Origin of the sequence: Xanthobacter sediminis, from assembly GCF_043195015.1 — a bacterium.
Taxonomy (GTDB): domain Bacteria; phylum Pseudomonadota; class Alphaproteobacteria; order Rhizobiales; family Xanthobacteraceae; genus Xanthobacter.
This window is the reverse complement of sequence record NZ_JBAFWH010000009.1, coordinates 178,842-205,590: the sequence shown is the minus strand read 5'-3', so window position 1 is coordinate 205,590 and position 26,749 is coordinate 178,842. Positions and strand designations below refer to the sequence as shown.

General features: G+C 69.1%; 25 protein-coding genes. 11 read left to right on the top strand and 14 right to left on the bottom strand.

Annotated features, from left to right (window positions below; translation table 11 throughout):
* Window positions 1-64 precede the first annotated feature (64 nt).
* The 8 genes from V5F61_RS13885 to V5F61_RS13850 all read right to left on the bottom strand — a co-directional run bounded on the left by V5F61_RS13885 (window position 65) and on the right by V5F61_RS13850 (window position 8,050).
* Window positions 65-895 (bottom strand): triphosphoribosyl-dephospho-CoA synthase, encoded by an 831-nt coding sequence (locus V5F61_RS13885; RefSeq protein ID WP_393988588.1) that lies wholly within the window; start codon window positions 893-895, stop codon window positions 65-67.
* A 14-nt stretch (window positions 896-909) separates the two neighbouring features.
* Window positions 910-2,046 (bottom strand): ATP-grasp domain-containing protein, encoded by a 1,137-nt coding sequence (locus V5F61_RS13880; RefSeq protein WP_393988587.1) that lies wholly within the window; start codon window positions 2,044-2,046, stop codon window positions 910-912.
* A gap of 120 nt (window positions 2,047-2,166) precedes the next feature.
* Window positions 2,167-3,162, bottom strand: coding sequence for a beta-ribofuranosylaminobenzene 5'-phosphate synthase family protein (locus tag V5F61_RS13875; protein ID WP_393988586.1), 996 nt, complete (start codon window positions 3,160-3,162; stop codon window positions 2,167-2,169).
* The gene (locus V5F61_RS13870) at window positions 3,159-3,593 is read right to left on the bottom strand and encodes an HIT domain-containing protein (RefSeq protein WP_393988585.1); all 435 of its coding nucleotides are present in this window, start codon (window positions 3,591-3,593) and stop codon (window positions 3,159-3,161) included. The genes V5F61_RS13875 and V5F61_RS13870 overlap by 4 nt, the downstream gene beginning before the upstream one ends.
* 96 nt (window positions 3,594-3,689) lie before the next feature.
* Complete coding sequence (gene pstB, locus V5F61_RS13865) at window positions 3,690-4,514, bottom strand: phosphate ABC transporter ATP-binding protein PstB (protein WP_393988631.1); 825 nt, start codon at window positions 4,512-4,514, stop codon at window positions 3,690-3,692.
* A gap of 148 nt (window positions 4,515-4,662) precedes the next feature.
* Window positions 4,663-5,490, bottom strand: a complete 828-nt coding sequence (locus tag V5F61_RS13860; protein ID WP_393988584.1) for a transglutaminase domain-containing protein — start codon at window positions 5,488-5,490, stop codon at window positions 4,663-4,665.
* A 77-nt stretch (window positions 5,491-5,567) separates the two neighbouring features.
* Window positions 5,568-6,518 carry an alpha-E domain-containing protein gene (locus tag V5F61_RS13855; protein ID WP_393988583.1) on the bottom strand — a complete coding sequence of 317 codons (951 nt, stop codon included), beginning with the start codon at window positions 6,516-6,518 and terminating at the stop codon, window positions 5,568-5,570.
* Window positions 6,519-6,634: 116 nt separating this feature from the next.
* The gene (locus V5F61_RS13850; RefSeq protein WP_393988582.1) at window positions 6,635-8,050 is read right to left on the bottom strand and encodes a circularly permuted type 2 ATP-grasp protein; all 1,416 of its coding nucleotides are present in this window, start codon (window positions 8,048-8,050) and stop codon (window positions 6,635-6,637) included.
* A 170-nt stretch (window positions 8,051-8,220) separates the two neighbouring features.
* Between V5F61_RS13850 and V5F61_RS13845 the strand changes: the two genes are divergently transcribed.
* Entirely contained in the window at window positions 8,221-8,970 is a 750-nt protein-coding gene (locus V5F61_RS13845) for a competence/damage-inducible protein A (protein ID WP_393988581.1), read from the top strand.
* A gap of 160 nt (window positions 8,971-9,130) precedes the next feature.
* Entirely contained in the window at window positions 9,131-9,562 is a 432-nt protein-coding gene (locus tag V5F61_RS13840) for a c-type cytochrome (RefSeq protein WP_393988580.1), read from the top strand.
* 100 nt (window positions 9,563-9,662) lie between these two features.
* Here the strand turns inward: V5F61_RS13840 and V5F61_RS13835 are convergent, their stop codons facing one another.
* Window positions 9,663-10,391, bottom strand: coding sequence for a cytochrome b/b6 domain-containing protein (locus V5F61_RS13835; protein WP_393988579.1), 729 nt, complete (start codon window positions 10,389-10,391; stop codon window positions 9,663-9,665).
* Window positions 10,392-10,633: 242 nt separating this feature from the next.
* Here V5F61_RS13835 and V5F61_RS13830 point away from each other — a divergent pair, with 242 nt between their 5' ends.
* The 3 genes from V5F61_RS13830 to V5F61_RS13820 all read left to right on the top strand — a co-directional run bounded on the left by V5F61_RS13830 (window position 10,634) and on the right by V5F61_RS13820 (window position 12,224).
* Complete coding sequence (locus tag V5F61_RS13830) at window positions 10,634-10,996, top strand: hypothetical protein (protein WP_393988578.1); 363 nt, start codon at window positions 10,634-10,636, stop codon at window positions 10,994-10,996.
* Between the two features lie 174 nt (window positions 10,997-11,170).
* Entirely contained in the window at window positions 11,171-11,344 is a 174-nt protein-coding gene (locus V5F61_RS13825; protein WP_393988577.1) for a hypothetical protein, read from the top strand.
* Between the two features lie 28 nt (window positions 11,345-11,372).
* Entirely contained in the window at window positions 11,373-12,224 is an 852-nt protein-coding gene (locus V5F61_RS13820) for a group III truncated hemoglobin (RefSeq protein ID WP_393988576.1), read from the top strand.
* Window positions 12,225-12,569: 345 nt separating this feature from the next.
* Here V5F61_RS13820 and V5F61_RS13815 read toward each other — a convergent pair whose 3' ends face one another.
* Window positions 12,570-12,848 carry a hypothetical protein gene (locus V5F61_RS13815; protein WP_393988575.1) on the bottom strand — a complete coding sequence of 93 codons (279 nt, stop codon included), beginning with the start codon at window positions 12,846-12,848 and terminating at the stop codon, window positions 12,570-12,572.
* Between the two features lie 378 nt (window positions 12,849-13,226).
* Here V5F61_RS13815 and topA point away from each other — a divergent pair, with 378 nt between their 5' ends.
* Window positions 13,227-15,953 (top strand): type I DNA topoisomerase, encoded by a 2,727-nt coding sequence (gene topA / locus V5F61_RS13810; protein WP_394104048.1) that lies wholly within the window; start codon window positions 13,227-13,229, stop codon window positions 15,951-15,953.
* Between the two features lie 333 nt (window positions 15,954-16,286).
* On the opposite strand, the gene V5F61_RS13805 is transcribed toward topA, so the two are convergent.
* Window positions 16,287-17,396 carry a zinc-binding metallopeptidase family protein gene (locus V5F61_RS13805; RefSeq protein ID WP_393988573.1) on the bottom strand — a complete coding sequence of 370 codons (1,110 nt, stop codon included), beginning with the start codon at window positions 17,394-17,396 and terminating at the stop codon, window positions 16,287-16,289.
* 236 nt (window positions 17,397-17,632) lie between these two features.
* On the opposite strand from V5F61_RS13805, the gene V5F61_RS13800 reads away from it, so the two are divergent.
* Window positions 17,633-18,106 (top strand): DUF488 domain-containing protein, encoded by a 474-nt coding sequence (locus V5F61_RS13800; protein WP_393988572.1) that lies wholly within the window; start codon window positions 17,633-17,635, stop codon window positions 18,104-18,106.
* 123 nt (window positions 18,107-18,229) lie between these two features.
* Window positions 18,230-20,230, top strand: coding sequence for a methyl-accepting chemotaxis protein (locus V5F61_RS13795; protein WP_393988571.1), 2,001 nt, complete (start codon window positions 18,230-18,232; stop codon window positions 20,228-20,230).
* A 68-nt stretch (window positions 20,231-20,298) separates the two neighbouring features.
* Here V5F61_RS13795 and V5F61_RS13790 read toward each other — a convergent pair whose 3' ends face one another.
* The 3 genes from V5F61_RS13790 to V5F61_RS13780 form a co-directional block, all read right to left on the bottom strand.
* Window positions 20,299-21,939, bottom strand: a complete 1,641-nt coding sequence (locus V5F61_RS13790; protein WP_393988570.1) for an NTP transferase domain-containing protein — start codon at window positions 21,937-21,939, stop codon at window positions 20,299-20,301.
* Window positions 21,936-22,637 carry an XdhC family protein gene (locus V5F61_RS13785; protein ID WP_393988569.1) on the bottom strand — a complete coding sequence of 234 codons (702 nt, stop codon included), beginning with the start codon at window positions 22,635-22,637 and terminating at the stop codon, window positions 21,936-21,938. Before V5F61_RS13785 ends, V5F61_RS13790 begins: the two co-directional genes overlap by 4 nt.
* A gap of 121 nt (window positions 22,638-22,758) precedes the next feature.
* Window positions 22,759-23,082: an XdhC family protein gene (locus V5F61_RS13780; protein ID WP_393988568.1), complete on the bottom strand. Its 324-nt coding sequence runs from the start codon at window positions 23,080-23,082 to the stop codon at window positions 22,759-22,761.
* A 156-nt stretch (window positions 23,083-23,238) separates the two neighbouring features.
* On the opposite strand from V5F61_RS13780, the gene V5F61_RS13775 reads away from it, so the two are divergent.
* The 3 genes from V5F61_RS13775 to V5F61_RS13765 all read left to right on the top strand — a co-directional run bounded on the left by V5F61_RS13775 (window position 23,239) and on the right by V5F61_RS13765 (window position 26,748).
* Entirely contained in the window at window positions 23,239-24,363 is a 1,125-nt protein-coding gene (locus tag V5F61_RS13775) for a lysine-2,3-aminomutase-like protein (RefSeq protein WP_393988567.1), read from the top strand.
* Between the two features lie 141 nt (window positions 24,364-24,504).
* Entirely contained in the window at window positions 24,505-25,632 is a 1,128-nt protein-coding gene (locus V5F61_RS13770) for an NAD(P)-dependent alcohol dehydrogenase (RefSeq protein WP_393988566.1), read from the top strand.
* A gap of 276 nt (window positions 25,633-25,908) precedes the next feature.
* Window positions 25,909-26,748, top strand: coding sequence for a hypothetical protein (locus V5F61_RS13765; protein WP_393988565.1), 840 nt, complete (start codon window positions 25,909-25,911; stop codon window positions 26,746-26,748).
* The last annotated feature ends 1 nt before the right edge of the window (window position 26,749 follow it).

Genomic DNA, 26,749 nt, shown 5'->3' with positions numbered 1-26,749 from the left:
ACGCCCATCGGTTGAGGTCCTTGAGGGCCGGCCGCATGGGTTTCTCCCAAGCGCCGGGCCGGCCTCAGCCCGCGTCCAGCAGGGCGGCGAGGATGCTCGCCACCGTGAGGTCTGCGGTGGTGCCGGGGTTGATGTGCCGTGCCTTCAGGCTCGCATCGAAGCGCAGGAGGAGGCCGTGGCGGCTCTCTTCGCCACCCGCTGCCAACGCGGCGGCGAGGGCATGGCGTACCTCCTTTGCCTCGGCCTGGACGCCGTCGGCAGCCGCGCTTCCGAATTTCCGGGCGATATGGCTGTCGGGGAAGGCGCTCAGCAAAGCCAGATAGGCATTTTCCACGCCGCGCGGTGCGCACGGGTCCGCCTCCAGCGCAGGCATGCCGATGCCGAATACATCGGCAAAACCGCCTGTATATTGCCGGGCGATGCGGTCCCGCTCGGCGGCGAGCGCCATGGCGGCGCGCAGGTCCAAGCGGGCGGGCGCGCGCACGTCCGCCGCGGCATCGCTGCCGAGCCCGCCGGGATTCGCCGCGGCGATGGCACGGAAGGCGGCGTCGGCATCCTCCAGCGTGAGGCTGTCGAGCACCGATGTGAGGCGTTGCCGCAGGTTGCCCGGTCCCTGCGTGAGCGCGGCCGCCACGAGCGGTGCGGACAGGAGGATGATGCCGAGGTTCGTGTTGCAGCCGGCAACCGCCAGAGATGCTTCCACCGCCGCCAGGATGCGGGCGCCCACACCGAGGCCGGGTGCGGCGATGACCTCCGCCGCCGCCTCGGCGGCCTGCTCGAAATGGCGCGTCTCCATGCCGTGCCCGGCCGCGAACACATGCACGTTGCCGGGCTTCAGGGCCTGAAGCTCGGCCCGGCATGCGGCCAGGAAGCAGGCGGCAACGCGCGCGTGCATCGATGCGGAGGGGCTCAGGCCGCCGGCTCCGCGACCGGGGCGAAGCCCAGCTCGCCGCGCAGCTCGGCGGTGAGGACATCGAGCCGTGCCAGCGCGGCCTCGACCGTGGGGCCGCTGGTGCGCACGGTGCACACTGGAGCGCCCCTGGGGATGGCGGCGCCGGCCGCCGGACGATCGGCAACATGCTCGGGCAGGGCGCAGGCGGGCACCAGCAGGTCCGTTTCCGCATAGACCACACGCGCGGCGTGGATCTCGGAGGGCACGGGCAGGCCCTCAGGCACCCGGCCGCCGCAGGCCGCAAGATGGAGGCCGAGCAGGGGCGGCAGCGGGTCTACGTCGAAGATGTCGAGGGTGGCGCCCAGGCGCGGGTTGACCTCTACCAGGAACCAGCCGTCCTCGCTGACCACGAAGTCCATGGAGACGAGGCCCACGAGGCCGCACGCCAGGGCGATGCGCACCGCGCCCTCGTGTATCGCATCGGCATGCGCCGCAGGCAGGGCGACGGGCCCGACCACGCCGCCATAGCGGAAGGGGTGGTCCATGTCGTTGTCGCGCCACTGGCGGGAGGCGCCGACCACAACCGCCTTGCGCCCGTTGGCGAGCAGCAGGAGGGAATAGGGCTCGCCCTTAACCTCGCGCTGGAGGTAGTAGCCGGGCCGGGGCGCAGAGAGGTCACCGGTTGCCCGCCGGTGGATATGGCCGCCGCCGGCGCCGCCGGTCTTCTTCTCGATTACCGGCGCATCGCCGAAGGTGTCCGGAGCGGGCGCCTCGGTGGTGACCGCCGGAAAGGGCACGCCAAGGTGGCCGCACAGGCCGGCCAAAGCGAGAGGGTCCTTCAAGACCCGCACGATCTCTGGCGAATTGCCAAGTATGGGATTGCGGGCTGCGATGCGGGCCATGAGGTCCGGGTCGTCCTCCAGCCCGCCACCCAGCACCACGGGCAGGCCTGCGGGGGAGAGGCTGCCGAGCGCCTTGATCAGGTCATCGCCATCGAAGGCGTAGCCGTTGCGCTTGTGCACGCGCACGCAGCGCGCCGCATGGGCGCAGGTGTCGAGGTCGGCAAACAGGTCGAGCGCCAGGGCCGCGAAGCCGGCGCGCGCGGCGCTGGCGGCCAGCGACCGCGCGGAGAGAGCGATGAGAGCGAGATCCATGCTGGTCGGCCTGCTGTTCGTGAACCCGCCTGCTTGTTTCGGCATGCGCGCCGCGGGGCGGTTCTTCACCGGAGATCCCAGACCGGGCGTGGCGCCTGGTCGCGAAGTTGGTGGCGGCGTTTAGCCGGGGCCTGCCCCATGCGCCTGGATTTCGGCGCCGAGATTGTTGCCCGCCACGCAATCGAACGAGAGATTTGTGGACGATGCGAAGCGATGGCGCAAGGCCTGCAGCAGCTCTTCCGCCTGCGCCGCATTGCCCACCACGGCGAAGCCGGTAGGGCCCCATGAGCTCTGGCCGACGCCCGGAACCCCCTGGCTTTCCACAAAGCCGATGGCCTCGGCCACATGGGGGCTGCAGAAGCGGCCGCCGCCCTGGGCCGCCGCGTAATGATCACCCAGCGCCCGCTGCCATTCGCCGATGGCGGAGCCGAAGGCGTGGGCGTCGCCTTCCGCGAGGGCGGGCAGTGCCTGCAGCAGCATCAGGTGGCACAAATGGGCGGCGAGCGCCTGCGGAAAGGGCGGCAGGGCCGCCATGGCGCGCGTCTCGGCATCGCCGCTCAGGCCCTCGCGGGCGGAATCGAAGGCGAGCAGGACACGCCAGTCTTCCGGAAGCGGCAGGCGGGAGAGCAGGGGCGGTGCGCGCCGTGCGTCGTCGTCGCTCGGCGGCAGGCGCTTTCCACCGTCGAGGATGACGCCGCCGCCGGTGAAGGCCTCGATGCCGATGGCCGAGCGCAGCCCGCGCCCCATGAGGCCCGCCACCGCGCGTGCATCGAGATCATGCCCGCCGAGCCGCGCCACGGCCACCCCCACCGCCAGGGCGAGCTGGGTGCCGGAGCCGAGCCCCCCATGGGGTGGCAGCGCAGAGTCGATGCTGACGGCAAAGCCGCCGGTGATGCCCAGGGCCGCGCGCACCACATCGCGTACCCGCGCGGCGCGGTCCGAATCGGGGCCGAGGGCGGCATCGGCATCGCTGCGGGCGACGGTGACCTGGGTCACCGGCCGGGCGAGGGTGATGCCCAGGCTGCCGAAGCGCCGGCCCAGGGCGCCGCCGAGATCGAGGAAGCCGAGATGGAGTCGCGCCGGCGCCCGAATGGTCAGCGCGGCGGCCGTACTCACTGGCCGAGGGCGGCGCGCAGCAGCGCCGCGTGCTCAGCCAGCGTCTCCGGCTTCTCGATCTCGCTCGCCGGGGGCTTCATGGGCACGCCGACATGGCGCGGAATGACGTGGACATGGAGGTGGAACACCTCCTGCCCGCTGGCCGCCTCGCTGAATTGCATGACGGCGACGCCGTCCGCCTTGAAGGCGGCCGTGGCGGCGACGGCGACCTTCTTGGAGATCCGGGCCACCTGGGCGAGATCCTCGGGGTCGATATCGAGAATGTTGCGCGCCGCGCTCTTGGGAATCACCAGGGCGTGGCCGGGGCAGCGCGGCATGATGTCGAGGAAGGCGAGGGTCCGTTCGTCCTCGTAGACCTTGTGCGCCGGCAGCTCGCCGCGAAGGATCTTGGCGAAGACGTTGCTGGGGTCGTAAGCCGGCGCTTCGGACATCGGGGGCCTCCTCCTGTTTGAGGCAAGGACATTGCAGGGGCGGGCCGGGGGGTCAAGGCCCCCGCCGGGCTTCCGGGGCGGCAGAGGGTGGGCTGCTCAGCCGAAGCGGCCCGTGAGGTAGTTGTGGGTGCGCTCGTCCCTGGGGCGGGTGAACATATGGTCGGTGGAGGAGAATTCCACCATCTCGCCCAGATACATGAAGCCCGTGTAGTCGGACACGCGGGCCGCCTGCTGGAGATTGTGGGTGACGATGGCGAGCGTGTAGTGCGCCCGCAGCTCCACCATGGTTTCCTCGATCCTGGCGGTGGTGATGGGGTCGAGGGCGGAGCACGGCTCGTCGAAGAGGATGACCTCCGGGCGCACGGCGATGGTGCGGGCGATGCACAGGCGCTGCTGCTGGCCGCCGGAAAGGCTGAGGCCGCTTTCCGGAAGATGGTCCTTTACCTCGTCCCACAGGGCGGCGCGGTGCAGCGCCTCCTCCACCCGCACGGCCACCTCGGCCTCCGGCGGCGCCTCGTTGATTCGCACGCCCATGGCCACGTTGTCGAAGATGGACATGGGGAACGGCGTCGGCCGCTGGAACACCATGCCGATGCGGGCGCGCAGGGCGGCCGGGTCCACCCCCGGCCCAAGGATGCTGGCGCCGTCCATCAGCACCTCGCCCGTCACGTGCTGATCGGGGTAGAGCTCGAACATGCGGTTGAACACCCGCAGCAGGGTGGACTTGCCGCAGCCGGAAGGGCCGATGAGGGCGGTGATGCGGTTCGCGTGGAACGGCATCGAGACGTCGTGCAGGGCACGGGTGCCGCCGTAGTAGAAGTCGAGGTGGCGGGCCTCCAGCTTCACCGGCAAGCCGGGGGCGGGCGGCACGGCGACGGCCGGCTCACCGCCGGGCGCACCGCGCGAGGCATCGGCCTCCATATCGGCCGGCATATGCTTGGACATGGCATGAGCCCTCCGTGTGGCCTCCGGGGGCGTATCATGGAGGTTGCTTTGCCGTGTCTTTATGACAACCGGCCAGAAGATGCCCGGGCCGGGGCACTTTGTCCCGGCGCCGGCGTGGGGATCTTCAGTTCTGGCCCTGGCTCTGTGCCTGGACGAGCCGCGGGGGAAAGCGCCCGTCCTCGGCGCGGACGCTCTCGCGGCACTCGAAGCCGGTCGAGCGCATGGGGGCGACGCCGAACGCGTCGAGGCCCACCGCGAGGCGCACGTAATTCTCGGTGGCGCAGACGTTATGGCCGGGATCGAACGCGATCCAGCCGATCTTCGGCACATAGGCTTCCGCCCAATGGCGGGCAGAGCCCTCGTCGTCGAGCGCGAGGTAGCCGGAGATGTGGCGGGCGGGCACGCCGAGGTGGCGCGCCGCTGCCGTGAACAGGTGGGCGATGCCGCCGGGACAGGCCGACTTCGCCTCGAGCACCTCCTCGGCCGACATGGGCATGATGGTGGGGGTCGGCTCGGTTTCCTCCACGGTCTCGTGCACGCGCACCATCAGGGCATGCAGATGGCTCAGGGGGTCGTCCGGCGTGTCCGTCACCTGCTCGGCGAAGGCGATGACCTTCTCGGTGGGGCAGGTGAGCGTGGTTTCGCGCAGGTAGAGCGAAGGGGGAAACGGCTCGACTGTTCCCCGCACAATGCCGGTGGTGTCGAACGTTTCCACCTCACCCTCGGCGATGATGGTCACGTGATCGGTGGGACCGTCCACGCTGAAGGCGTGGCAAAGGTTGCCGAAAGCGTCCTCCTGCGGATGGAGCCGGCAGTCGTTGTTGAGGTCGAGGGTCCAGCGCTGGATGAACTGCCCCTCGTGCGGGCGCGGGGTAAGCCGGACTGTGACCGACAGGTTGCGGCTGCCGGGCTCGAAGCGCTGAGTGATCTCGTGGCGGATGCGGACACGCATGATCGAACCTTGAAATTGCCGGACCCGGAACTGCCGGACCCGGAGGAGCTTTCACGAACGCGCGGCGCGCGACCCTCTCAGGTTAGATACTGCTCCGTGATTTCGGCGCCCAGCTTGTTGTTGTCGGAAATGAAGCCCGAGATGAACTCGTGCAGGCCGGTCTGGAAGATGTCCTCGATGTTGCGGTTGGTGAGCCGCGCGAGCATGGAGCGCGCCAGCCGCTGGGAAGGCCCCTGCCGGCCATAGGCCGAGGCAATGTCGTCCAGGTTCCGGGCGAGGTTGTCGTAGCAGGCGGCGAGCGAGCGCGGCATCTGCCGGTTCAGGATGAGAAGGTCCGCCACCAGCCAGGGTTTCACGCTGTCGCGGTACACCCAGTGGAAGGCGGTGAGCGCCGAGACCGAGCGCAGGATGGAGGCCCACTGGAAATAGTCGAGCGGCCCGCCCACGTGCTCCTTTTCCGGCAGCAGCACATGGTATTTCACGTCGAGGATGCGGGCTGTGTTGTCCGAGCGCTCAAGCTGCGCGCCGCAGCGCGAGAACCAGTAGGCATCGTTGCGCAGCATGGTGCGGAAGGTGGCGCCATCGAACCGCAGCGAGGTTTCCTTCACGAACGCCAGGAAGCGCGAGAGTTCATCCCGCGTGAGGGCGCGGTTCGGGAAGTTGCGCAGCTCGATCCAGGCGGTGTTAATGACCTCCCACATTTCCGAGGTGAGGGCCGTGCGCACCGAGCGCGCGTTGGTGCGCGCCACCTCGAAGCAGTTGCGGATGGAGGAGGAATTCTCCGCCTCGAACGCCAGGAAGGAGACCACCTGCTCCTCCTTGGCCTCCTCGAGCGGCCCGTAGCGCTCGATGAACTGCTCCGCCACACCGGCGGTCAGCACCGCGGAGCCCCATTCATTGGTGGAGCCGCCGTAGGTGACGGGGGTGTAGGCGAGCCGCTGCGACACGTCGAGGATGCGCGCGAGGCAGTCGGCGCGTTCGACATATCGGCTGAGCCAGTAGAGGTTGTCGGCGGTGCGGGAGAGCATGGAGAACCCATCCGGAGAAGGAGAATGCGGCAGGCGTCGTGGCGGTGCGATTGCCGGCGATGTGTTCGGAAGGCCGTGGCGGGCGCCGGGGCATCACGCCGCGCCGCGGCCTCAGGTCATGCGTCGAGCACCCATGTGTCCTTGGTGCCGCCGCCCTGGCTGGAATTGACCACGAGAGAGCCCTCCTTCATGGCCACGCGGGTGAGGCCGCCGGGCACGATGCGCACCTTGTCGGAGCCGGAGAGGATGAAGGGCCGCAGGTCCACATGGCGCGGGGCGATGCCCTGCTCCACCAGGGTCGGGCAGGTGGAGAGCGCGAGCGTCGGCTGGGCGATGAAGTTGCCGGGATCGGCGATGAGCTTCTCGCGGAACTTCTCGATCTGCGCCTTGTCGGCGGCGGGCCCCACCAGCATGCCGTAGCCGCCGGAACCGTGCACCTCCTTCACCACCAGCTCGGGCAGGTGCTCCAGCACGTACTTCAGGTGGTCCGCCTCGCGGCAGCGCCAGGTGGGCACGTTCGGTAGCAGCGGCTCCTCGCCCAGGTAGAAGCGGATGATGTCCGGCATGTAGGAATAGACCGCCTTGTCGTCGGCGACGCCGGTGCCCACCGCATTGGTGAGGGTGACGTTGCCGGCCTGGTAGGCGCTCATGAGGCCGGGCACGCCCAGCACGCTGTCGGGCCGGAAGGCGAGGGGATCCAGGAAGTCGTCGTCGAGGCGGCGGTAGATGACGTCCACCCGCCTCGGCCCCTCGGTGGTGCGCATGTAGACGATGCCGTCCTTCACGAACAGGTCGCGGCCCTCCACCAGGTCCACGCCCAGCTTGTCGGCCAGGAAGGAGTGCTCGTAATAGGCGGAATTGTAGATGCCGGGGGTGAGGATCGCCACGTTCGGCTCATGCCCGCCGTGGGGCGAGAGCGAGCGCAGGGTGGCGAGCAGGTCGTCGGCGTAATTCTCCACCGGCGCGACCTTGTGCATGGAGAACAGCTCGGGAAACAGGCGCAGCATGATCTCCCGGTTCTCCAGCATGTAGGAGACGCCGGACGGCGTGCGCGCGTTATCCTCCAGCACGTAGAAGGTGTCGGGGTCGGTGCGGACGATATCGATGCCGGCGATGTGCACGTACAGATCGTGCGGCACGCGCTGGCCGTTCATCTCGGGGCGGAAGGCGGGGTTCTTGTAGACCAGGTCTTCTGGAACCACGCCGGCCTTCAGGACCTCCCGCTTCGAATACACGTCGTGAATGTACATGTTCAGCGCCTTGACGCGCTGTTCCAGGCCTTTCGAAAGGCGTGTCCACTCATCCTTGGTGAGGATGCGGGGCACGATGTCGAAGGGGATCAGGCGCTCCTGGGCGTTCTGCTCCCCATAGACAGCAAAGGTGATGCCGATCCGCCGAAAGATGTATTCGGCTTCTTTGCGGCGGTGGTTCAGCACGTCCTGCGGAACGGTGCTGAGCCACTGCTTCAGCGTTTCGTAGGCCGGTCTCACATGCCCGTTGGTGCTGGACATTTCGTCGAACGCTTGCCGCATTGGGACTGTCACTCCACGTCCGCAGGTCTCAGATTCACAACTCTACAAACATCGTGCCAAAGAAGTGATAAATGGAAAAGGCTTCCTGGCTGCGACGCTCTCGCTTTGTGAGTGGGTGCAATTTGAGCAGATCCGGCGAAGGTGCTGCAAGAAAGGGCAGGTGAGGCGTCATGAGTGAGGCAGACGGCGCGCAAATGGTCACCGCGGGATTGCTTGTCATCGGCGACGAGGTTCTCTCGGGACGGACCAAGGACAAAAATATCGGCCATATCGCCGAGCGGCTGACCGAGGTGGGCATCGACCTGCGGGAAGTGCGCATCGTCCCCGACGTGGAGGAGGACATCGTCGCCGCGGTCAACGCGCTGCGCCATCGCTTCACCTATGTCTTCACCACCGGCGGCATCGGGCCCACCCATGACGACATCACCGCCGACTCGATCGCCAAGGCGTTCGGCGTCAGCATAGACGTGGATCCGCGCGCACGCGCCATGCTGCTCGAATATATCGCCGAGAAAGACCTCAACGAGGCGCGCCTGCGCATGGCGCGCATTCCCGCTGGTGCCTCTCTGGTGGTCAATGCGGTTTCGAAGGCGCCGGGCTTCCGCATCGGCAACGTGATCGTGATGGCGGGCGTCCCGCGCATCATGCAGGCGATGCTGGAGGCGGTGCTGCCCGATTTGGAGAAGGGCCGGCCCATGCTCTCCGAAACCGTGCTCGCCGACGCCAAGGAAGGAGATATCGCGGCGCCGTTGGCCGACATCGCCAAGCGGCATCCGGAGACCATCATCGGCTCCTATCCGTTCCGTGACGAAGACGGGCGCTTCAAGACCCACCTCGTGGTGCGGGCGCGGGAGCAGGCCCTGGTGGCGGCGGTGGCGGCGGAGGTGCGGGAGATGGTGGACCGCGTGACCGGGGCTTGATGCCGGGGGCGCGGCCAATTTCCGCAGGGGAAGATGCGCCGAAAGTCGGAAGCGGCAATTGGCCGCCGCCACCCTCGCGAAACCGTGAGTGGCGGGCGGTATCCCCAGATTGGAATGGCTGTACGTTGCTGCCTCTTCCGAATCCGCATTGGAGCAGAAGATGCGTCTTTCCGTGACAGCGGCCGTCGTGGCCGGTCTCCTCGCCGCCACCGCCGCCTATGCCCAGACCAATGTCATCCAGCAGCGCCGTGCTGCGATGAAGACGATTGGCGAGCAGACGGAGATCGGCGCCTCGATCCTGAAGGGGCAGGTCCCGTTCAGCGCCGAGAAGGCCGAGCTGATCTTCCAGACCTTCAAGGACAAAATGGTGGGCTTCGAGAAGCTGTTCCCGCCCGGCTCCGACACTGGCGAGACCAAGTCCACCTCGGCGGTGTGGTCCGACCGCGCCGGCTTCGACGCCGCCATCGTCAAGTTCAACCAGGCGGTAGCCGAGAACGCCCCGAAGGCCACCACCGAAGCCGGCTTCAAGGCCGCCTTTACCGCCGTGGCTGAGAACTGCCGCTCCTGCCACCAGAGCTTCAAGTCTCGCTGAGGCCCTGCGGGGCCCTTGCGGTCCTTTGGAGGTTCTCGCGTTTCGACGGGCGGTCCCCCGGAGGTTCCTGGGGGCCGCCCTTTTTTTGTGCGGTTCGCTGTCAGCCGAGCTGCAGGAGGCCGAACACCGCCGCCGCCGCCAGGGCGAGCAGCACGACGGCGATGGGCAGGGGCGCGAGGCGCGGCGCGGCGATGGCGGCCGGCAGGCGCTTCCAGCCGGTGATCATGGGCCGCACCAGATCCTGCCGCAGCAGCAGCGCGTAGGCGAAGATGGCCGCCACGTGCAGCGCCACCGCGATGGCGATGAGATCGAACGAGAGTCCGTGCAGCACGGTCAGCCGGTCGCTGGTCTCGCCGCTCACCAGGGTGGCGAGCGGCCCGCTGGTGAACAGGCCGTCGTTGGAGAAAAGTCCGGAGACGACCTGGAACAGCAGCAGCGCAAGGAGGGCCAGCACCATGTAGGCCCCGGCGGCGTTGTGCCCGGTTTCCGGCTCCGGCTCGCGCCGCAGCACATGGCGCAGGTGGGCGATGGCGGCGCCCGGCGCTTTCACGAATGACGAGAAGCGCGCCGTCTCGCTGCCGAACACCCCCCAAAGGATGCGGAACACGACCAGGGTGAGGATGGCGTAGCCGGCGTAGAAGTGCCAGTCGATCCACCCGTTGCGGGCGGTGACGTAGGAGGTGGCCACGAGCGCCACGAGCGTCCAGTGGAAGAGGCGCGTGGGCGCGTCCCATACCTTGATCCAGCGCCAGTTGCCGCTGCGGGCGGTCTTGTCTCCGCTCTCGGCCTGCTGGCCGGGCGCGGCATCGCGCAGCAGGGTGTCCGTCATCGCATCCCTTTCTTTGCCGTGGGTGCGGTTTTTTCGCACCGCCGCATTTCTAGCGGCCCTGCATCGGCGGAAGAAGGCGACCTTGCCAAAACGTGATCACCGCGGGCCACGTTCTTGTGTCGCAGGGGGCGATGGGCGTAATCTCTTGTTGCGACGCACCATGCCGGGGCGCCGATTTTTTTCATTGCCGCGCCGGGCGAGTTGCCGCCCACGGGCGTATTTTGCTGCATTGCGAGATTGCCATGACCGATATTGCCCAAGGCGCCGCCGAAGCGGACGGCGCGCAGGCGCAGCCCGAGCAGATCCAGGTACCGGCAGAGGCCATCGCGCGCTGGGCGGCCCTGGATGGTGACACGCCGCTGAAGGTGACGCTGACCCGGGGAGACCTCGACCATCTTCTGCTCGGACTCAGGAGCCTCGCCATCGGCCAGAGCGAGCTGGTTTCGGCGCTCACCGGCCACATCAACCAGGATGCGCAGGAAAGCGCGCGGGCGCTGCTGACGGCTGACCAGCTCTGCGTCGCCGCTTACAATCGCATCAATGCATTCATCACCGTGCTGATGTTGGCCGCGGCGCCCGAAGGCGGGGCGCCTGCCGAGGGATAGCGCGGGCCGTTCTGGTGATTTTGTGTGCGCGCTTAAAATTGGGGCGGTTCGGGGGAGGGTGGTGCCTTGCCCGGAGCGAGGGCCTCTTCTAGGCTGCGTTATATAGTTGATATGCAAAACGCCTCCGGCCGCGCCACCTCTGGTGGGCATCTGGCCGGGCGAGGAGGCGCATCCATGGCGTCCGACAAAAGCGATACGCCGCTGCCCGTGCGATTTGTGCCGGGCACCGCAGTCCGCATCCGTCCGCCGTGGCAGACGACAGCGAAGGCGGTGGCTCGTTCGCGCGCGGGCCTGCGGCTGGTGGCGTCCGCTCCTGAACCCGACGGCAAGGATGGCGCGCAGGATTGAGCGCTCATCGGCGGAGGAAGACGCACCCATGACCACCCCCACTGCCGCTTCCGAAGCGGACACCGCCCCGAAAGTGCCTCAGGCGGGCGCGCCGCGGCACCTGCCTTCCGCTGCGGCGAGCGCGGTCGAGTTCGGCGGCGTGAGCTTCGCCGCCGCGCGCCGTGCGCCATCGCTGCCGGGCATCTTCATCCTGACGCGGGCCATCGGCGGTCTCGCCTATCCGGTCTACATCGGCGAGGGCGAAGACATGGCCCGCGCCGAGGATGCGGTGCGCGAGACCCTGCCGGTCGAGACCGCGCTGACCGACGGCGTGTTCTTTATGGAGCGCCAGAACGCGCGGCTGCGCGCCCATGCGCTGCGCGACCTCGTGGGCAAGTACGATCCGCCCCTGAACACCGCTGACCGCAAGGGTCCTGCCGCGCCAGAGCTTGCCGTCATCATTCCCGACCGTGCCGAGGACTGGCCCGACGGCGCGCGCGAGCAGCTCGCCACGCAGATCCACGTCACCGAGGCGGATCTGGAGCGGCTGGTGCGGGAGTTCTACGCCGCCGCGGGCTCCGACCCCGTGCTGGGCCCCGTATTCGCCCGTGCCATCCCGGATTGGGAGGAGCACTATCGCGTGGTCCAGAATTTCTGGTCGCGCGCGCTGCTGGGGACCGGCCGATACACGGGCAACCCGTTCTCGGCACACATCTCGCTGCAGCTTCGGCCGGAGCATTTCACCCTCTGGGTGGCGCTCTTCAAGCTCACCGCGCGCCGGGTGCTGGAGCCGGCCGCCGCCGACCGTGCCATCGCCAAGGTGGAGCATATGAGCACCTGTTTCCAGGCTGGGCTGTTCCCGCCGGAGGTGGGAGCGATGGACCACGCGCGCCAGGCTTGAGGCGTGGCGCGTGCCTTCTGCGTCCCGGTGTTCTGCCCATCGGGCGCGCCGCTACGCCTCTCATAGCCGAACGGCGCGGGGAACGTGCTCAGGTGTCACTTTTGAGAATGTCGGGCGGCGTTGCCCGGAGTCGCTGGCCCGAGCGTCGGGACGGCGAGGTGGTGACGGTGGGCCGTGGCAGCCACGACCCCGGCTTTCAAGCACTGGTACTCTTCTGGCCAAGGCTTAAAGGCCGGCCTTGCAATCACCCAATTCCTGCGACTTCCGAGGAGTATGGCCTCAGCGCGCGGTCCCGGGGCGTGCGACCGGGAGGGACCGAAAGCGGATCGTCTCCGCTGGTCCACGTCAGGGCGTCATCGCACCGCAGCCCGTGCCCTTCGTCTCGACGCGCCCCTCGCCGGCGCTCTCCTTTGCATTCGCCGCGTCGCGTGCTTCGAGCCGCGCCATGTCGAGTATATAGGAGAGAGTCGGAAGCCCGCTGCTGCGCGCGAGGCGGGAAAGCTCCTCGGTCAATCCTGCGATGTATGAGGCAACGGCCGCGGAATCGCTCACATTGGGCGTTTCAGTTGCGTGCGGTCGGGCGTTGGTGCTGCGAGGGGCCCTGTCGCCTGCTGTCTTGTCCATGGAGCGATCCTGTCGAAGACCTTCCCGAGTGGTCATGGAATACGTATTACAGGTTGATAGACATATTAAAACATACTCATAGTTGCATTCCGGTCGCGCCGGTCCGTTTCGCCAGCCGGGCGGTGCCATTTGACAGGCGCGGCCGCCGTGCCCATCTTGCAGCCGCCTTTGGGAGAGCCGGCCGGTCATGATGCTGTTTCCGTTGTGAAATGACATCCGCCTGCGGGCTTTCCGGCTTCGGGGGAGCCACCAGCGCAACGAGATGCGGCCCGCGAGAGGCCGGCGGCCTGAGCCGCCCCCCGCGCCGGTCCGCATCGCGCCGAGGCGCTTCAAACGGTCCGCGCAATGGGGCTCCGGACCAGAGAGAGACGTTGGGTCATGCAGGTCGTCATCGTCGAATCGCCGGCCAAAGCGAAGACGATCAACAAGTATCTGGGTCCTGGCTATGAGGTCATCGCCTCCTATGGCCATGTGCGCGACCTGCCTTCCAAAGACGGATCGGTCGATCCCGATGCCGATTTCCTCATGCTCTGGGAGGTCGACCCGAAGGCGCAGAAGCGACTCAGCGAGATCGCCAGCGCCGTGAAGGGGGCCGACGCGCTCATTCTCGCCACCGACCCGGATCGCGAGGGGGAGGCCATCTCCTGGCACGTTCTGGAGGTGCTGCGGCAGAAGAAGGCGCTGAAGCATCAGAAGGTCGAGCGGGTGGTGTTCAACGCCATCACCAAGCAGGCCGTGCTCGATGCCATGAAGGCGCCCCGCGCCATCGACGTCGCGCTGGTGGATGCCTATCTCGCCCGCCGCGCGCTCGATTATCTCGTCGGCTTCAATCTCTCCCCTGTGCTGTGGCGCAAGCTACCCGGTGCCCGTTCGGCCGGGCGGGTGCAGTCCGTGGCGCTGCGCCTGGTGTGCGACCGTGAGCGGGAGATCGAGACCTTCGTTCCCAGGGAATACTGGTCCATCGTCGCCCGCCTCGCGACGCCCCGCGCTGAGGAGTTCGAGGCCCGCCTTGCGGGGGCCGACGGCAAGAAGATCACCCGCCTCTCCGTGGGCACCGGGGAGGAGGCCGCCGCCTTCCGCACGGCGCTTGAGAATGCCCAGTTCCGGGTGCGCTCGGTGGAGGCCAAGCCCGTGAAGCGGCATCCGCAGCCGCCCTTCACCACCTCCACCTTGCAGCAGGAGGCCAGCCGCAAGCTCGGCCTCGCCCCGGCCCGCACCATGCAGATTGCCCAGCGCCTCTACGAGGGCGTGGACCTGGGCGGCGAGACGGTTGGCCTCATCACTTATATGCGTACCGACGGCGTGGACATGGCGCCCGAGGCCGTCGCCGCCACTCGTGACGCCATCGGCAAGCAGTTCGGCCCGCGCTACCTGCCCGGCGCGCCGCGCAAGTATACGGTGAAGGCCAAGAACGCCCAGGAGGCGCACGAGGCCATTCGCCCCACCGATCCCGGCCGGTCGCCGAAGGAGATGGCGCGCCACCTCGATGCCGAGCAGGCGCGGCTCTATGAGCTGATCTGGACCCGCACCATCGCCAGCCAGATGGAATCGGCCGAGCTGGAGCGCACCACCGCCGACATCGAGGCGAAGGTGTCCGCCCCGTCCGGCGCCCGCGTCCTCGACCTTTCCGCCACCGGCACGGTGGTGAAGTTCGACGGCTTCCTCGCCCTCTACCGCGAGGGCAAGGACGACGACGACGACGACGAGGAGGGCCGCCGCCTTCCAGCCATGAGCGCCGGAGAGGGGCTCGACCGCCGTGGCATCGAGACCGCCCAGCACTTCACCGAACCGCCGCCGCGCTACTCGGAAGCATCGCTGGTGAAGCGCATGGAGGAGCTGAGCATCGGCCGCCCCTCCACCTACGCCGCCGTGCTCGCGGTGCTGCGCGACCGCGAATATGTGAAGCTGGAAAAGAAGAAGCTGGTGCCGGAGGACAAGGGCCGCCTCGTCACGGCCTTCCTGGAAAGCTTCTTCAAGCGCTACGTGGAGTATGATTTCACCGCCGATCTCGAGGAGAAGCTCGACGAGGTCTCGGCGGCGCAGATCGACTGGAAAGAGGTGCTGCGCGATTTCTGGCGGGACTTCCACGCCGCCATTGGCGCCACCAAGGAGCTGCGCGTCTCGCAGGTGCTCGATGCCCTGGACGAGATGCTCACCGCCCACATCTTCCCGCCCAAGGCGGACGGCTCGGACCCGCGCCTGTGCCCCACCTGCGGCAATGGCCGGCTCTCGCTGAAGATGGGCAAGTTCGGCGCCTTCATCGGCTGCTCGAACTATCCGGAATGCCGCCATACCCAGCCTCTGACGGGCGATGGCGCGCCGGAGGGCGATGGCAAGCGCGTGATCGGCCTCGATCCCGAGAGCGGCGAGGAAGTGACTGTGCGCGCCGGGCGGTTCGGCACCTATCTCCAGCTCGGCGAGGGCAAGGACGGGGAGAAGCCCAAGCGCTCCTCCCTGCCCAAGGGCTTGGCCGCGGCGGATGTGGATCTCGACACCGCCTTGAAGCTGCTCGCCCTGCCGCGCGAGGTGGGCAAGCATCCGGAGGACGGCGAACCCATCCTCGCCGGCATCGGCCGCTACGGCCCTTACGTGCAGCACGGGCGCACCTATGCGAATCTGGACGGGGAGGACGATGTGCTCAACATCGGCCTCAACCGCGCCATCGCCCTCATCGCGGACAAGCAGAGCAAGGGGCGCGGCCCGCGCAGCGCAGCGTCGGCGGGGCGCTCCCTGGGCGAGCATCCCACCCTCGGCGGCGAGATCACCGTGCGCGCGGGGCGCTTCGGGCCCTATGTGAACCTCGGCAAGGTGAACGCCACCCTGCCTAAGTCCATGGACCCGGAGGCGCTCACTCTCGCGGAGGCCGTGAGCCTCATCGACGCGAAGGCGGCGAGCACCCCGGCCAAGGCGCCGCGCAAGACGGCGGCGAAGGCGACCACCGCGAAGTCGAAGGCGGCGTCGACGGAAGGCGATGGCGCCGACAGCGCGGAGAAGCCAGCCCGGAAGGCGGCGCCGAAGAAGCCGGCTGCGCGCAAGACGGCCGCCGAGAAGGCCCCGGCGAAGAAAAGCGCCAAGGCCGCCAAGAGCGCTCCGGCCCAGGACTGAGTATCCGGGCCGGCGGGCGTGAGAGGTGATGTCCAGACCCGTGAGCCACCCTCACGGGTCTGGACAGTTCGCCCGGCGCTTGTGCGATACGCACTTACGAGCCTAGCCAGCTCGTGGGCGAATTCGCTGAAATCGATGTGATGCCGCCCGAAGATCGCCGCCGACGATGTCATGGCCCAGGGGCCGGCGGGCCTTCATGGGGCGCCGCCGCCGGGGTTCGGCGCTGCCACTTTGCCGTGGCGCGTTACCTTGGCGCGAGGCACTCGCGCCAGCGGTCGCCGTGTCGCGACGCGTGGGCGCCTGCCGCCTGAATATCCCCGGCTTCCCAGCCGCTTAGACCATGGCTTCGCCAGCGGGTTCGGCCACGGCGGCCCGCACGGGATCGGCCGGTGTCGCCCGGTGCACGAGGCGGTGAATGAAGCCCAGCTTGGCGATCACGCCGGGGCTCAGGATGAAGGGGTACGCATCGGTCATGCCCAGGCAGCGGTTGAGGCTGTTGAGCGCGAACGCGATGGGCAGCCACGCGTCCACCATCTCCTGAATGTCGTAGGCGCGGTAGGGATTGAAATCGACCCGTGATTTCAATTCACCGTTGCGGTCCAGCCGCGGCTCCACCCGCATGCCGAAGGAGCCGGCCATCTCCAGCGTGTCGACGAGGTGGATATAGTGCTTGAAGGTCTCCGCGAAGTCCTCCCAGGGGTGGGAGGTGGCGTAGGCGGAGACGTGGTTGGCCTGCCAGTCGGCCGGCGGGCCGGCCTCGTAATAGGCTTTCAGGGCATTGCCGTAGTCGAGACTCTCGTCTCCGAACATTTCCCGGAAATCGGCGATGCGGTCTCCGTCGCGCACCAGCCGGTTCCAATAGTAGTGTCCCACCTCATGGCGGAAATGGCCGAGCAGCGTGCGGTAGAGCTCGCCGAGATCGTTGCGGCGCTGCTCGCGCTCGGCGTCATCGGCCTCTGCCAGGGCGATGGTGATGAGGCCTTCGTCATGGCCGGTCATCACCTTCGGCGCATTGTTCTCGCGCGGGTCGGCGAGGAAGTCGAAGCACAGGCCGCCGTCGCGGTCCTCGTTGCTCTCCAGCGGCAGGTTGAGGCGTAGCAGGGAGTAGATGAGGCGGTGCTTGGCAATCTCGATGCGCCGCCACTTCTTCAGGTAGCCGGGGTTGGAGAGGTCCGGCACCGTCCTGTTGTGTCGGCACGCGAGGCAATATTCGCCTTCCTGCTCCTCCGGCACCAGCCAGTTGCAGGCATCATGGGCAGCGTTCGCGCAGAAGCGGAAGCGCCGGTTCTCCACGCCCACGGCACTGAAAGCCCCGCCCTCCGGCTCCAGCTCCACGAGCGTGTTCATATCCGGCAGGTAGCCGAGGCCGTGCCCGCATTTCTCGCATTTCCGATTCTCGAAATAGAGAAGCTGACCGCAGACCTCGCAGCGGAAAAGCCGCATTCTCGCGTCCCCCTGTCCGTGCCCGGCGCAGGCACCAGCATAATATTGCGCAGAAGCGGGCAATGTTCCATGCTCCCACCGTGCATGCCTCGCCTTTCTTCACCGTATGAAGACGATGGGGGTGGTGATCTTGACTGGCGGATGCGCCAGAGAGCCACTCGAATATTCCGCATCGCAGCATATCTCTGCCATACAATCCTGATGACGGTTCCGCCGCGACGCTCCATCATCCGGCCATGACCGAAGCGACCAAAGCCACCACCACGGCCCTCTTCACCATCGGCTATGAGCAGACCACGCCCGCGGCTTTCCAAGAAGCGCTGGACGATGCGAGGGTGGACCTGCTGGTGGATGTGCGGGCAGTGGCGGCCTCGCGCCGGCCCGGCTTCTCTAAGAGCGCGCTCGCCGCGGGCGTGGCGGAGCATGGCATCGCCTATGTGCACCTGCGGGCCCTCGGCACGCCGAAGGAAGGGCGGCTTGCCGCCCGCTCGGGTGACCACGCGGCCCTCATGCGCATCTATGACGCCCATCTGAAGACCCCCGCCGCACAGGCGGCCCTCGACGAGCTTGCCGGGTTGGCGACGGGACGCCGGCTCTGCCTCTTGTGCTACGAGCGCCATGTGGAGGGCTGCCATCGGCTGCGCCTTGCGCAGATCCTGTGCGAGCGGCTGGATATTCCCGCAACCCACCTGATGGCGCCGCCGTTCTGAGGCCGGGCGGCGCTTCCGCCGCCTGGTTGCAGTGCACAATGTTTCACATGGCGGTCGTGGTCCGGCGGTAGCGTCGTGCGCGAGGGGGTGGCCCTCCAGCCCCTGCGTACGAAGGCGGCCAGCATGAGCGCGTTATCGATTTCACCGGTCGGCACCATCGGCATTCCCCTCGCGCCTGCGGCAGACCGGCGTCGAACACGGCTGCTGCGCGGCATCATCGTCGTCGTTTCGCTCGCGGTGATGCTCGCCTTCTTCGCTTTCTCCTTCTTCATCGACCGGCACCAGCAGGCGCTGGTGAGCCGGGAGGTCGAGGCCAAGCTCGACAATGCAGGCGCGCTCGCCGCCGCCTCCGTCGCCAACTGGTTCTCGGCGCGGGTGATGCTGGTGCGGGAATTGGCGGATTCCATTCGGGCCGATCCCGCCGCCGCCGAGAGGCTGCTCGACAACCAGGAGCTTTTGCGGGCCTTCAAGGAGGTGTACCTGGGGCGGACCGACGGCGTCTTCCTCCACGTGCCGGCCTCCGAGATGCCGGCGGGCTACGACCCCCGCAAGCGGCCCTGGTACCAGGGCGCGGTGAGCGCCGGGAAAGTGGCCCTCACCCAGCCCTACAAGGACGCCACCACGGGTCGGCAGGTCATCACCATCGCCCAGCCGGTGTCGGGCAGGGATGGCCTTGTCGGCGTCGTCGGCGGGGATTTCTTCGTCTCGGCCCTCCAGTCCCACCTCGCCACGGTGGATTTCGGTGGCATGGGCTTCGCCTTCCTGGTGGACGACAAGGGCACCGTGCAGGTGCACCCGAATGACGGGTGGATCGGCAAGACCCTGGCCGAGTTCTTCGGCGGCCGGATGCCGGCCATCTCTCCGCGCATCTCCCCCGTCACCGTCGATGGCCGTGAGATGCTGGTCGCCTTCGTGCCGCTGAAAGAGCTTGAGGGCGCAAGCTGGCATCTGGCTGTCGCGATCGACCCGCAGAAGGCCTATGCGGGGCTCTACGAATTCCGCATCGTGGCCATCATCGGCACTCTCGTCGCCGCGCTGGGGTGCGCGGTGCTGCTCAGCCAGCTCCTGCATCGCACCATCGGCCGCCCGCTGGCGCGCATGACTGCGGCGATGAACGGTCTGGCGCAGGGCGACCTTTCCGTCACCGTTCCCGATCTCGACCGCCGCGACGAGATCGGTGCCATGGCCGAGGCGATGCAGGTGTTCAGGCATAATGCCGCCGCCCGCGCCGAGCTTGAATCCAAGGAGCGGGCGGCCGCCGAAGTGCAGGCTGCGCGCACCGAGAATGTCGAGGCGCTCATCGCGGCTTTCAACCGCGACATCACGGGTGCGCTCGACCTGGTGGCGACGGCGTCGCAGACCATGGAGACGACCGCGCGCTCCCTTGCCGGCACCGCCGATGCCAGCGCCGGCAACGCCCAGGGCGCGGCCGCCGCGGCCGAGCAGGCTGCCGCCAACGTGCGCAGCGTGGCTGCCGCCTCCGAGGAGCTCGCCACCTCCATCGGCGAGATATCGAGCCGCATGAATACCTCCCGCGCGGTGGCCGCCCGCGCCGCCGAGGCGGCGCGGGAGACGGATGGCACGGTGAAGAGCCTCGTTGCCGTCAGCGCGCGCATCTCGGAGATCGTGAGCCTCATCAGCGCCATTGCGAACCAGACCAACCTGCTGGCGCTGAATGCCACCATCGAGGCGGCGCGGGCGGGAGAAGCGGGCCGGGGCTTCGCGGTGGTGGCGGAGGAGGTGAAGTCCCTGGCCGCCCAGACCGCCGGCGCCACGGAGGATATTTCAGCCCAGATCAAGGCCATCCAGGACGCTTCGAAGAACGCCGTGGGCGCCATCCACGAGATCGGCAGCGTGATCGAGGAAATCAACACCATCTCCGGAGATATCTCGGAAGCCATGATCCAGCAGGGCGCCGCCACCCAGGAGATCGCCCGCAGCGTCCAGCAGGCGGCCGCCGGCACCTCCGAGGTGACGAGCAACATCGTCGACGTGCGGCAGGGCGCCACCGCCACCGGGGAGGACGCGGAGAAAGTGCTCGTGGCAGCGGCGCGTCTCTCCACCGAGGCGACGGATCTGCGCCAGCGCGTGGAGCGTTTCCTGGGGGCGATCCGGGCGGCTTGAGGCAACACCATCGGCCCCGGTCTTCGACCAAGCGGACTTGACCAAAGGCCCACGAGAAGAACTGCACCCTATTCGGCGGCGTGCCCCGTCTTCGAGGGCGTTTCGACGAGAGCGAGGGCGGCGTCCAGCGCCTCCGGCGTGTCCACGTCGAGGAAGGCGCCCTCGCCGCCGGCATCGATCTCGGCCACCGCGTCCCGGTGCAGGGCCAGCAGGTGGCGCGCGCCCACATCGCCTTCGAGCGCCATGAGTTCGGGGAAATAGCGCCGTGACCAGAGCACGGGATGCCCCCGCGTCGCACCGGAGACCGGCACCACCACCAGCCGCCCCTCGCGTGGGGCATGGGCGTCCATGAGTCGGTCGAGCAGGACGCCCTGCAGCAGGGGCATGTCGCCCAGCACCACCAGCGCGCCGGCGGCCTCTGTCGGCACCGCGGCGAGCCCCGCCTTGAGGGAGGAGGCCATGCCGGCGGCGTAGTCGGGATTGTGGACGATCCGCACCGGCAGCCCCTCCAGGGCCTCCGCCACACGCATGTGCTCGTGGCCGGTCACCACCAGCACCGGACGGGCGCGCGAGGCGAGCACGGCCAGCACCGCGCGGCGGATGACCGGCACGCCGCCCACCTCCGCCAGCAGCTTGTTGCGGCCACCCCCCATGCGCGAGCTGCGGCCGGCCGCCAGCACCACAGCGGCGAACCCCGCCGACGTGCCTTCCGGGCCCTCGGCGCGCGGGGAGGGGCGGGTGGCGATGTCAGCCAGCAGGCCCCCTGCACCAAGCCGGGCGATGTCGGCGGCGGTCACCTCGATCCCCGCCAGCAGCCGCATCAGCACGAAATCGAATCCGTTTTCCTTGGGGCTGCGGGCGCAGCCCGGCGCGCCCAGCACCGGCACCGCGCCGAGGCGGCCGAGCAGCAGCAGGTTGCCCGGGTCCACGGGCATGCCGAGCCGGACCACGGCCCCGCCCGCCTCCACCAGCGCGCTGGGCACCACGTCACGCCGGTCCGCGATGGCGGAGGCGCCGAACACGATCACCAGCTCCGCGCCGTCCGCGGTCACCTCGCGCAGCAGGTCGCGCAGGGGGCCGACCTCGTGGGAGCAGGACACTGCGTGGCTGATATCCGCTCCGGTGGGCGCGAGGCGCGCGCGCGTCACTGCCAGGGTCTTCGCGATCATCTTGTCGGGCAGCCCCGGCAGCAGGGTGGAGATCACCGCCACCCGACGCACGCGGAACGGCGCCACCGAGAGCAGCCCCATGGCTGCGGCGGCCGCGGTGGCCACCAGCGGCTCCGGCACCCCATAGGGAATGACCTTCACGGTGCCGATCATCTCGCCCGCCGCCACCGCCCGCAGGTCGGGCACGGTGGCGAGGGTGATGGCCTCGTCGACGCCATTGAATGCATCGACCGCCTCGCGGGGGGCCCTGAGCACACCGGCGCTGGCGGCATAGAGGTTGGCGCGGCCGGTGAAGGGCCGATCCACCCGCACCTCGGGCCCCGCCACCGCATCGGCGAGGATGAGCGCGGCGGCATCCTCCGGCAGGTCGCCCGCGTCGAGGCGGGCCGCCACCACGTCGCGATAGCCGGCGGCGCGCAGCAGGGCGATCTCGGCCGCGCCGAGCTTCGTGCCCTTCTTGATGACGCCGTCGTCGAGACGTACGGCATGGGCGGCGATGGCGCCTTCCGCGTCGTCCAGGGGCAGCGCGCCGAACCTCACGCCGCTGCTCCCTGCATCGGGGCGGGTCGGGGCCGGCGGCGGGCCGAGATGATCTGCGCCAGCACGGCCACCGCGATCTCCGCCGGGGTCGCCGCGCCGATCTCCAGGCCGATGGGCGCCTGGATGCGGCCGAGCGCCTCCGACGAAAAGCCGCGCTCCGCCAGCCGCTCCAGCCGCGCGGCATGGGTGCGCCGCGATCCGAGGGCGCCGATGTAGAAGCACCCGGCGGCGAGGGCCGCCTCGAGCGCGGGATCGTCGATCTTCGGGTCGTGGGTCAGCGCCGCCACCGCGGTGAACGCATCGAGGCCGTAGGCGGGAAGAGCGATATCCGGCCATTCGGCGATCACGTCCACGTCCGGGAAGCGCTCCGGCGTCGCGAAGGCGGTCCGTGGATCGAGGATGGTGGTGTCGAAGCCGGACGCCAGCGCCATGGGCGCCAGCGCCTGGGAGATGTGCACCGCGCCGACGAGCAGCAGGCGCGGGGCGGGGAGGTGGACGGTGATGAACAAGGCGCCTTCCGCCGCGAGGCCGCTGCGTCCTTCCGCCAGGGCCCGGCGCAGCTCGGGCGCCAACCCATCGCGCCCGACATCGGCCGCGCGCACGAGGCGCTGCGCGCCACTGGCAAGCTCGGTCACCACCACGCAGGCCCGGCGCGCAGCGCGTTCGGCATTGAGGGTGGCGAGCAGATCGAGAAGCATCGGGAAAACCTTCGCGGTCGTGGACCGCACGGTCTACTGGATCGCACGGCGCCCCCGTCGCCGCAAGGGTCTTCTTCCCCACTGAATATAACGCAACCCCTTGACGGAGGCTGCAACCGCCTCAGGCCACGGGCTCCACATAGACCGAGATGCGCCCGCCGCAGGAGAGCCCGACGGTCCAGGCCGCCGCATCCGCGACGCCGAAGTCGAGGCGCCGCGGCGTGCCGGAAGCGATCACCTCCAGCGCTTCCGTCACCACCGCGCCTTCCACGCAGCCCCCTGAGACGGAGCCCAGGAAGTGGCCGGCGTGGTCTATGGCGAGATGGCTGCCCACCGGGCGCGGCGCCGAGCCCCAGGTCTCGATCACCGTGGCGAGCGCGACGCCTCGCCCTTCGCGTCGCCACCGCTCGGCCGCTTCCAGAACATCGTCTTCGCGCGCGAACATGGGCTGCTCTCCTGGGGCGAGGGGCCGCTGCGCGGGCCGCGAGGTGGCCGGCGCGCCGGGTCGCCTATATAGATGCGCCAGCCGCCGGGGCTGCGCCAGCCCTCGCGGCCGGATCGCGCGCCATGCCGGCCCGGCGCGACCGCCCGAGAGATGTCCATGCCCCGCTCCCATTCTCCCCGGCCCGGCCCGGCCCGCTCCGGCGCCGCGACACCCGCCACCGTCCAGCCCCTGCGCCCGGCCACCCTGCGCACCCCGGGCGAGCTGGCGGACGCCGGCCTCGTGGCGGACCCCGCCGCCCTCGACGCCGTGGCGCGACGCTATGCGGTGGCGGTCACGGCGCCGCTCGCCGGCATCATCGACCGGGCCGACGCGGCCGATCCCATCGCCCAGCAGTTCGTTCCAGACCCGCGCGAGCTGGAGATCCGCCCCGAGGAACGGGCCGACCCCATCGGCGATGACGCCCATTCGCCTGTACCCGGCATCGTGCACCGCTATCCGGATCGGGCGCTGCTGAAGATCGTGGGTGTGTGCGCCGTCTACTGCCGCTTTTGCTTCCGCAGGGAGATGGTGGGGCCGGGCGCGGAGACTGTTCTTTCACCCGAGGCGCTGGACGCCGCGTTCGCCTATTTGGCCAGCCGGCCCGAGATCTGGGAGGTGATCCTCACCGGCGGCGATCCCTTCATGCTCTCGCCGCGGCGCATGGCGGAGGTGACGGGCCGCCTTGCCGCGATTCCCCATGTGAAGGTGGCGCGCTTCCACACCCGCGTGCCCATCGCCGCGCCGGAGCGCGTGACCGCCGATTTCGTGGACGCGCTGAAGGCGCGGGGCCTCACCTCCTATGTGGCCGTGCACGCCAACCACGCCCGCGAGCTGACCAGTGAGGCCCGCGCCGCGCTCGCGCGCATGGCGGAGGCCGGCATTCCCCTGGTGTCGCAGACGGTGCTGCTGCGCGGCGTGAACGACGATGGCGAGACCCTCGCCGCCCTGTTCCGCGCGCTCGTGGAATGCCGCGTGAAGCCCTACTATTTGCACCATCCTGACCTTGCGCCGGGCACCGGGCATTTCCGCCTTCCTATCGCGGAGGGCCAGGCGCTGATGCGGGCGCTGCGGGGGCGCCTCTCTGGCCTCGCGCTGCCCACCTATGTGCTCGACATTCCCGGCGGCGCCGGCAAGGTGCCCCTGCTGCCGCACCATCTGGAAGCGCTGCCCGACGCCGGCGGCGGACGCTATCACGTCACCGACAATTGCGGCGGCGTGCATCTCTATCCGCCTGAGAGTTGACCCTTCGTCCGCGCCGAGTGAGGGAACGCCGGAGGCGCCGCTGCGTTGCCGTGCCTGCGGGGCGCCCCCTTGACCGGTGTCAATGCACCGTCGCGCGGGCCGCATATGATTTTCCAAACAACCATAGGGAGCGTGAAGGCCATGTCGGATACCATCGAGCAGCCTGTCGCCACATCGAAGCGCCCGTCGCCGCAGAAGGCGAAGATGAAGGCTGCCATCTTCGTCGAGAAGAACCGCATCGTCCTGGACGAAAAGCCCATTCCGGACGTGGGCCCCCTCGACGCGCTGATCCGCGTCACCACCACCACCATCTGCGGCACCGACATCCACATCCTGAAGGGCGAGTATCCGGTCGCGAAGGGCCTCACCATCGGCCACGAGCCGGTGGGCATCATCGAAAAGCTCGGTTCGGCGGTGGAGGGCTTCGAGGAAGGCCAGCGGGTGATCGCCGGCGCCATCACGCCCTCCGGCTATTCTAACGCCTGCCTGTGCGGCTGCGGCTCCCAGGACGGCCCGCGCACCAAGCACGGCTTCAAGCCCATGGGCGGCTGGCGCTTCGGCAACACCATCGACGGCGCCCAGGCGGAATACCTCCTGGTGCCCGATGCCATGGCCAACCTCGCCCCGGTGCCCGAGCTGCTCTCGGACGAGCAGGTGCTCATGTGCCCGGACATCATGTCCACCGGCTTTTCCGGTGCTGAGCACGGCAAGATCAAGATCGGCGACACGGTGGCGGTGTTCGCGCAGGGGCCCATCGGCCTGTGCGCCACGGCCGGCGCCCGGCTCATGGGTGCCACCCGCATCATCGCGGTGGACCGCGTGCCCGCCCGCCTTGAGGTGGCCCGCGCCATGGGTGCCGACGAGGTGGTGGACTTCTCCAAGGTGAACCCGGTGGAGGAGATCATGCGCCTCACCGACGGGCGCGGCGTGGATGTCGCCATCGAGGCGCTCGGCCGGCAGGAGACGTTCGAGGCGGCGCTGCGGGTGCTGCGTCCCGGCGGCACGCTCTCCTCCCTCGGCGTCTATTCGACCGACCTGAAGATCCCGCTCGACGCCTTCTTCGCCGGGCTCGGGGATAACACTATCGTCAACTCGCTGTGCCCCGGCGGCAAGGAGCGCATGCGGCGCTTGATGGACGTGGTGGCCTCCGGGCGGGTGGACGCCCGCGCCCTCGTCACCCATCGCTTCAAGCTGGATGACATCGAGGCCGCCTACGACCTGTTCGCCAACCAGCGCGACGGCGTGCTGAAGGTGGCCATCGTCCCCTGATGACCGCGAGCGACGGGGCCGGCGCGCCGGCCCCGTCCGCAGGCCCGCTACTTTAGAGCGTTTTGCTGTTTTCTTCCCGAGCGGAAACGTTCTACGCTTTGACTCGCTCGCCTTTCGTCAAGACGCGCGGTCACCTGAAGGTGCCTTGGGGTCGCGGTGCGGGCGGGCGACCGCGAAGGTGGGCGATCGCGACTGCGGGCAACCGCGCGCCGCCGCATCATGAGGTGGACCAGAATGCTTCCCTTTCTCCTTCTGCGTGGCGGGTTTCTGCTGGGCGTGGCGCTCGGCGCCGGAGCGGTGGCGGCCGGCCCGCGGCTGCTGCGCGCGGCGCGGCCGGCTGCCAAGGACGCGACCGAGGCCGGCAAGGCCGGCTATGACGCCGCCGCCCGCGCGGCGGCCCGGACCCAGGACGAAGTGAAGGAACTGGTGGGCGAGGCCGCCGACAGCGTGAAGTCTGCGGCCGGAAAGATTGTTGCCGCCACCGCGGCCGCCGCCGCCACGGCGCGGCGGGGCGTGGAAAGCCTCGCGCGCCGCGTGCCGGCCACGGAGCCCGAGGCGGAGGAAGACGGCGCGAGCGAAGCCATTCCCCCGACGCCGCCCGCCCGGCCGGCCGACACCGTCTTGCGCGCGACCACGCGCAGGGTCCGCGCCACCCGGCGCGCGGGCACGCGCACGCCGGAGGCGCCGATTGCCGAGCCCAAGGGCACGGCATCGTCTGGCAAGGCGTCGTCTGGCAAGTCATCGGACAGTAAGTCCTCGGCCGGCAAGGCCACGCGTAGCCGAAGCACGGCCGCTGCCGTGACGGAGCCCGCGGCTCCGAAGGCTGCGTCTCCTCGCGTGCGCAAGCCAGCGGGCGCCGCCGCGCCCGTGGCCGGCACGGAAGCCACCATTCCGGCCGCCCCGGCCAAGGCGCCCCGTCGCGCGAAGTCCGCGGCGGCCACGTCCGCGGCGGCTAAGTCCGGTGCCTCGAAACCCGCTTCCACGCCTTCTGTGGCGAGGGCTCCAACCAAGCGCAACGCCAAGGCGAAGCCCGCTGCTGCTGCCATCGCCACGGAGGCTCCCGCCACGACGATTGCGCCCGCTGCCCCTCCGGTGACGCCGGATGCCGAGGACTGAG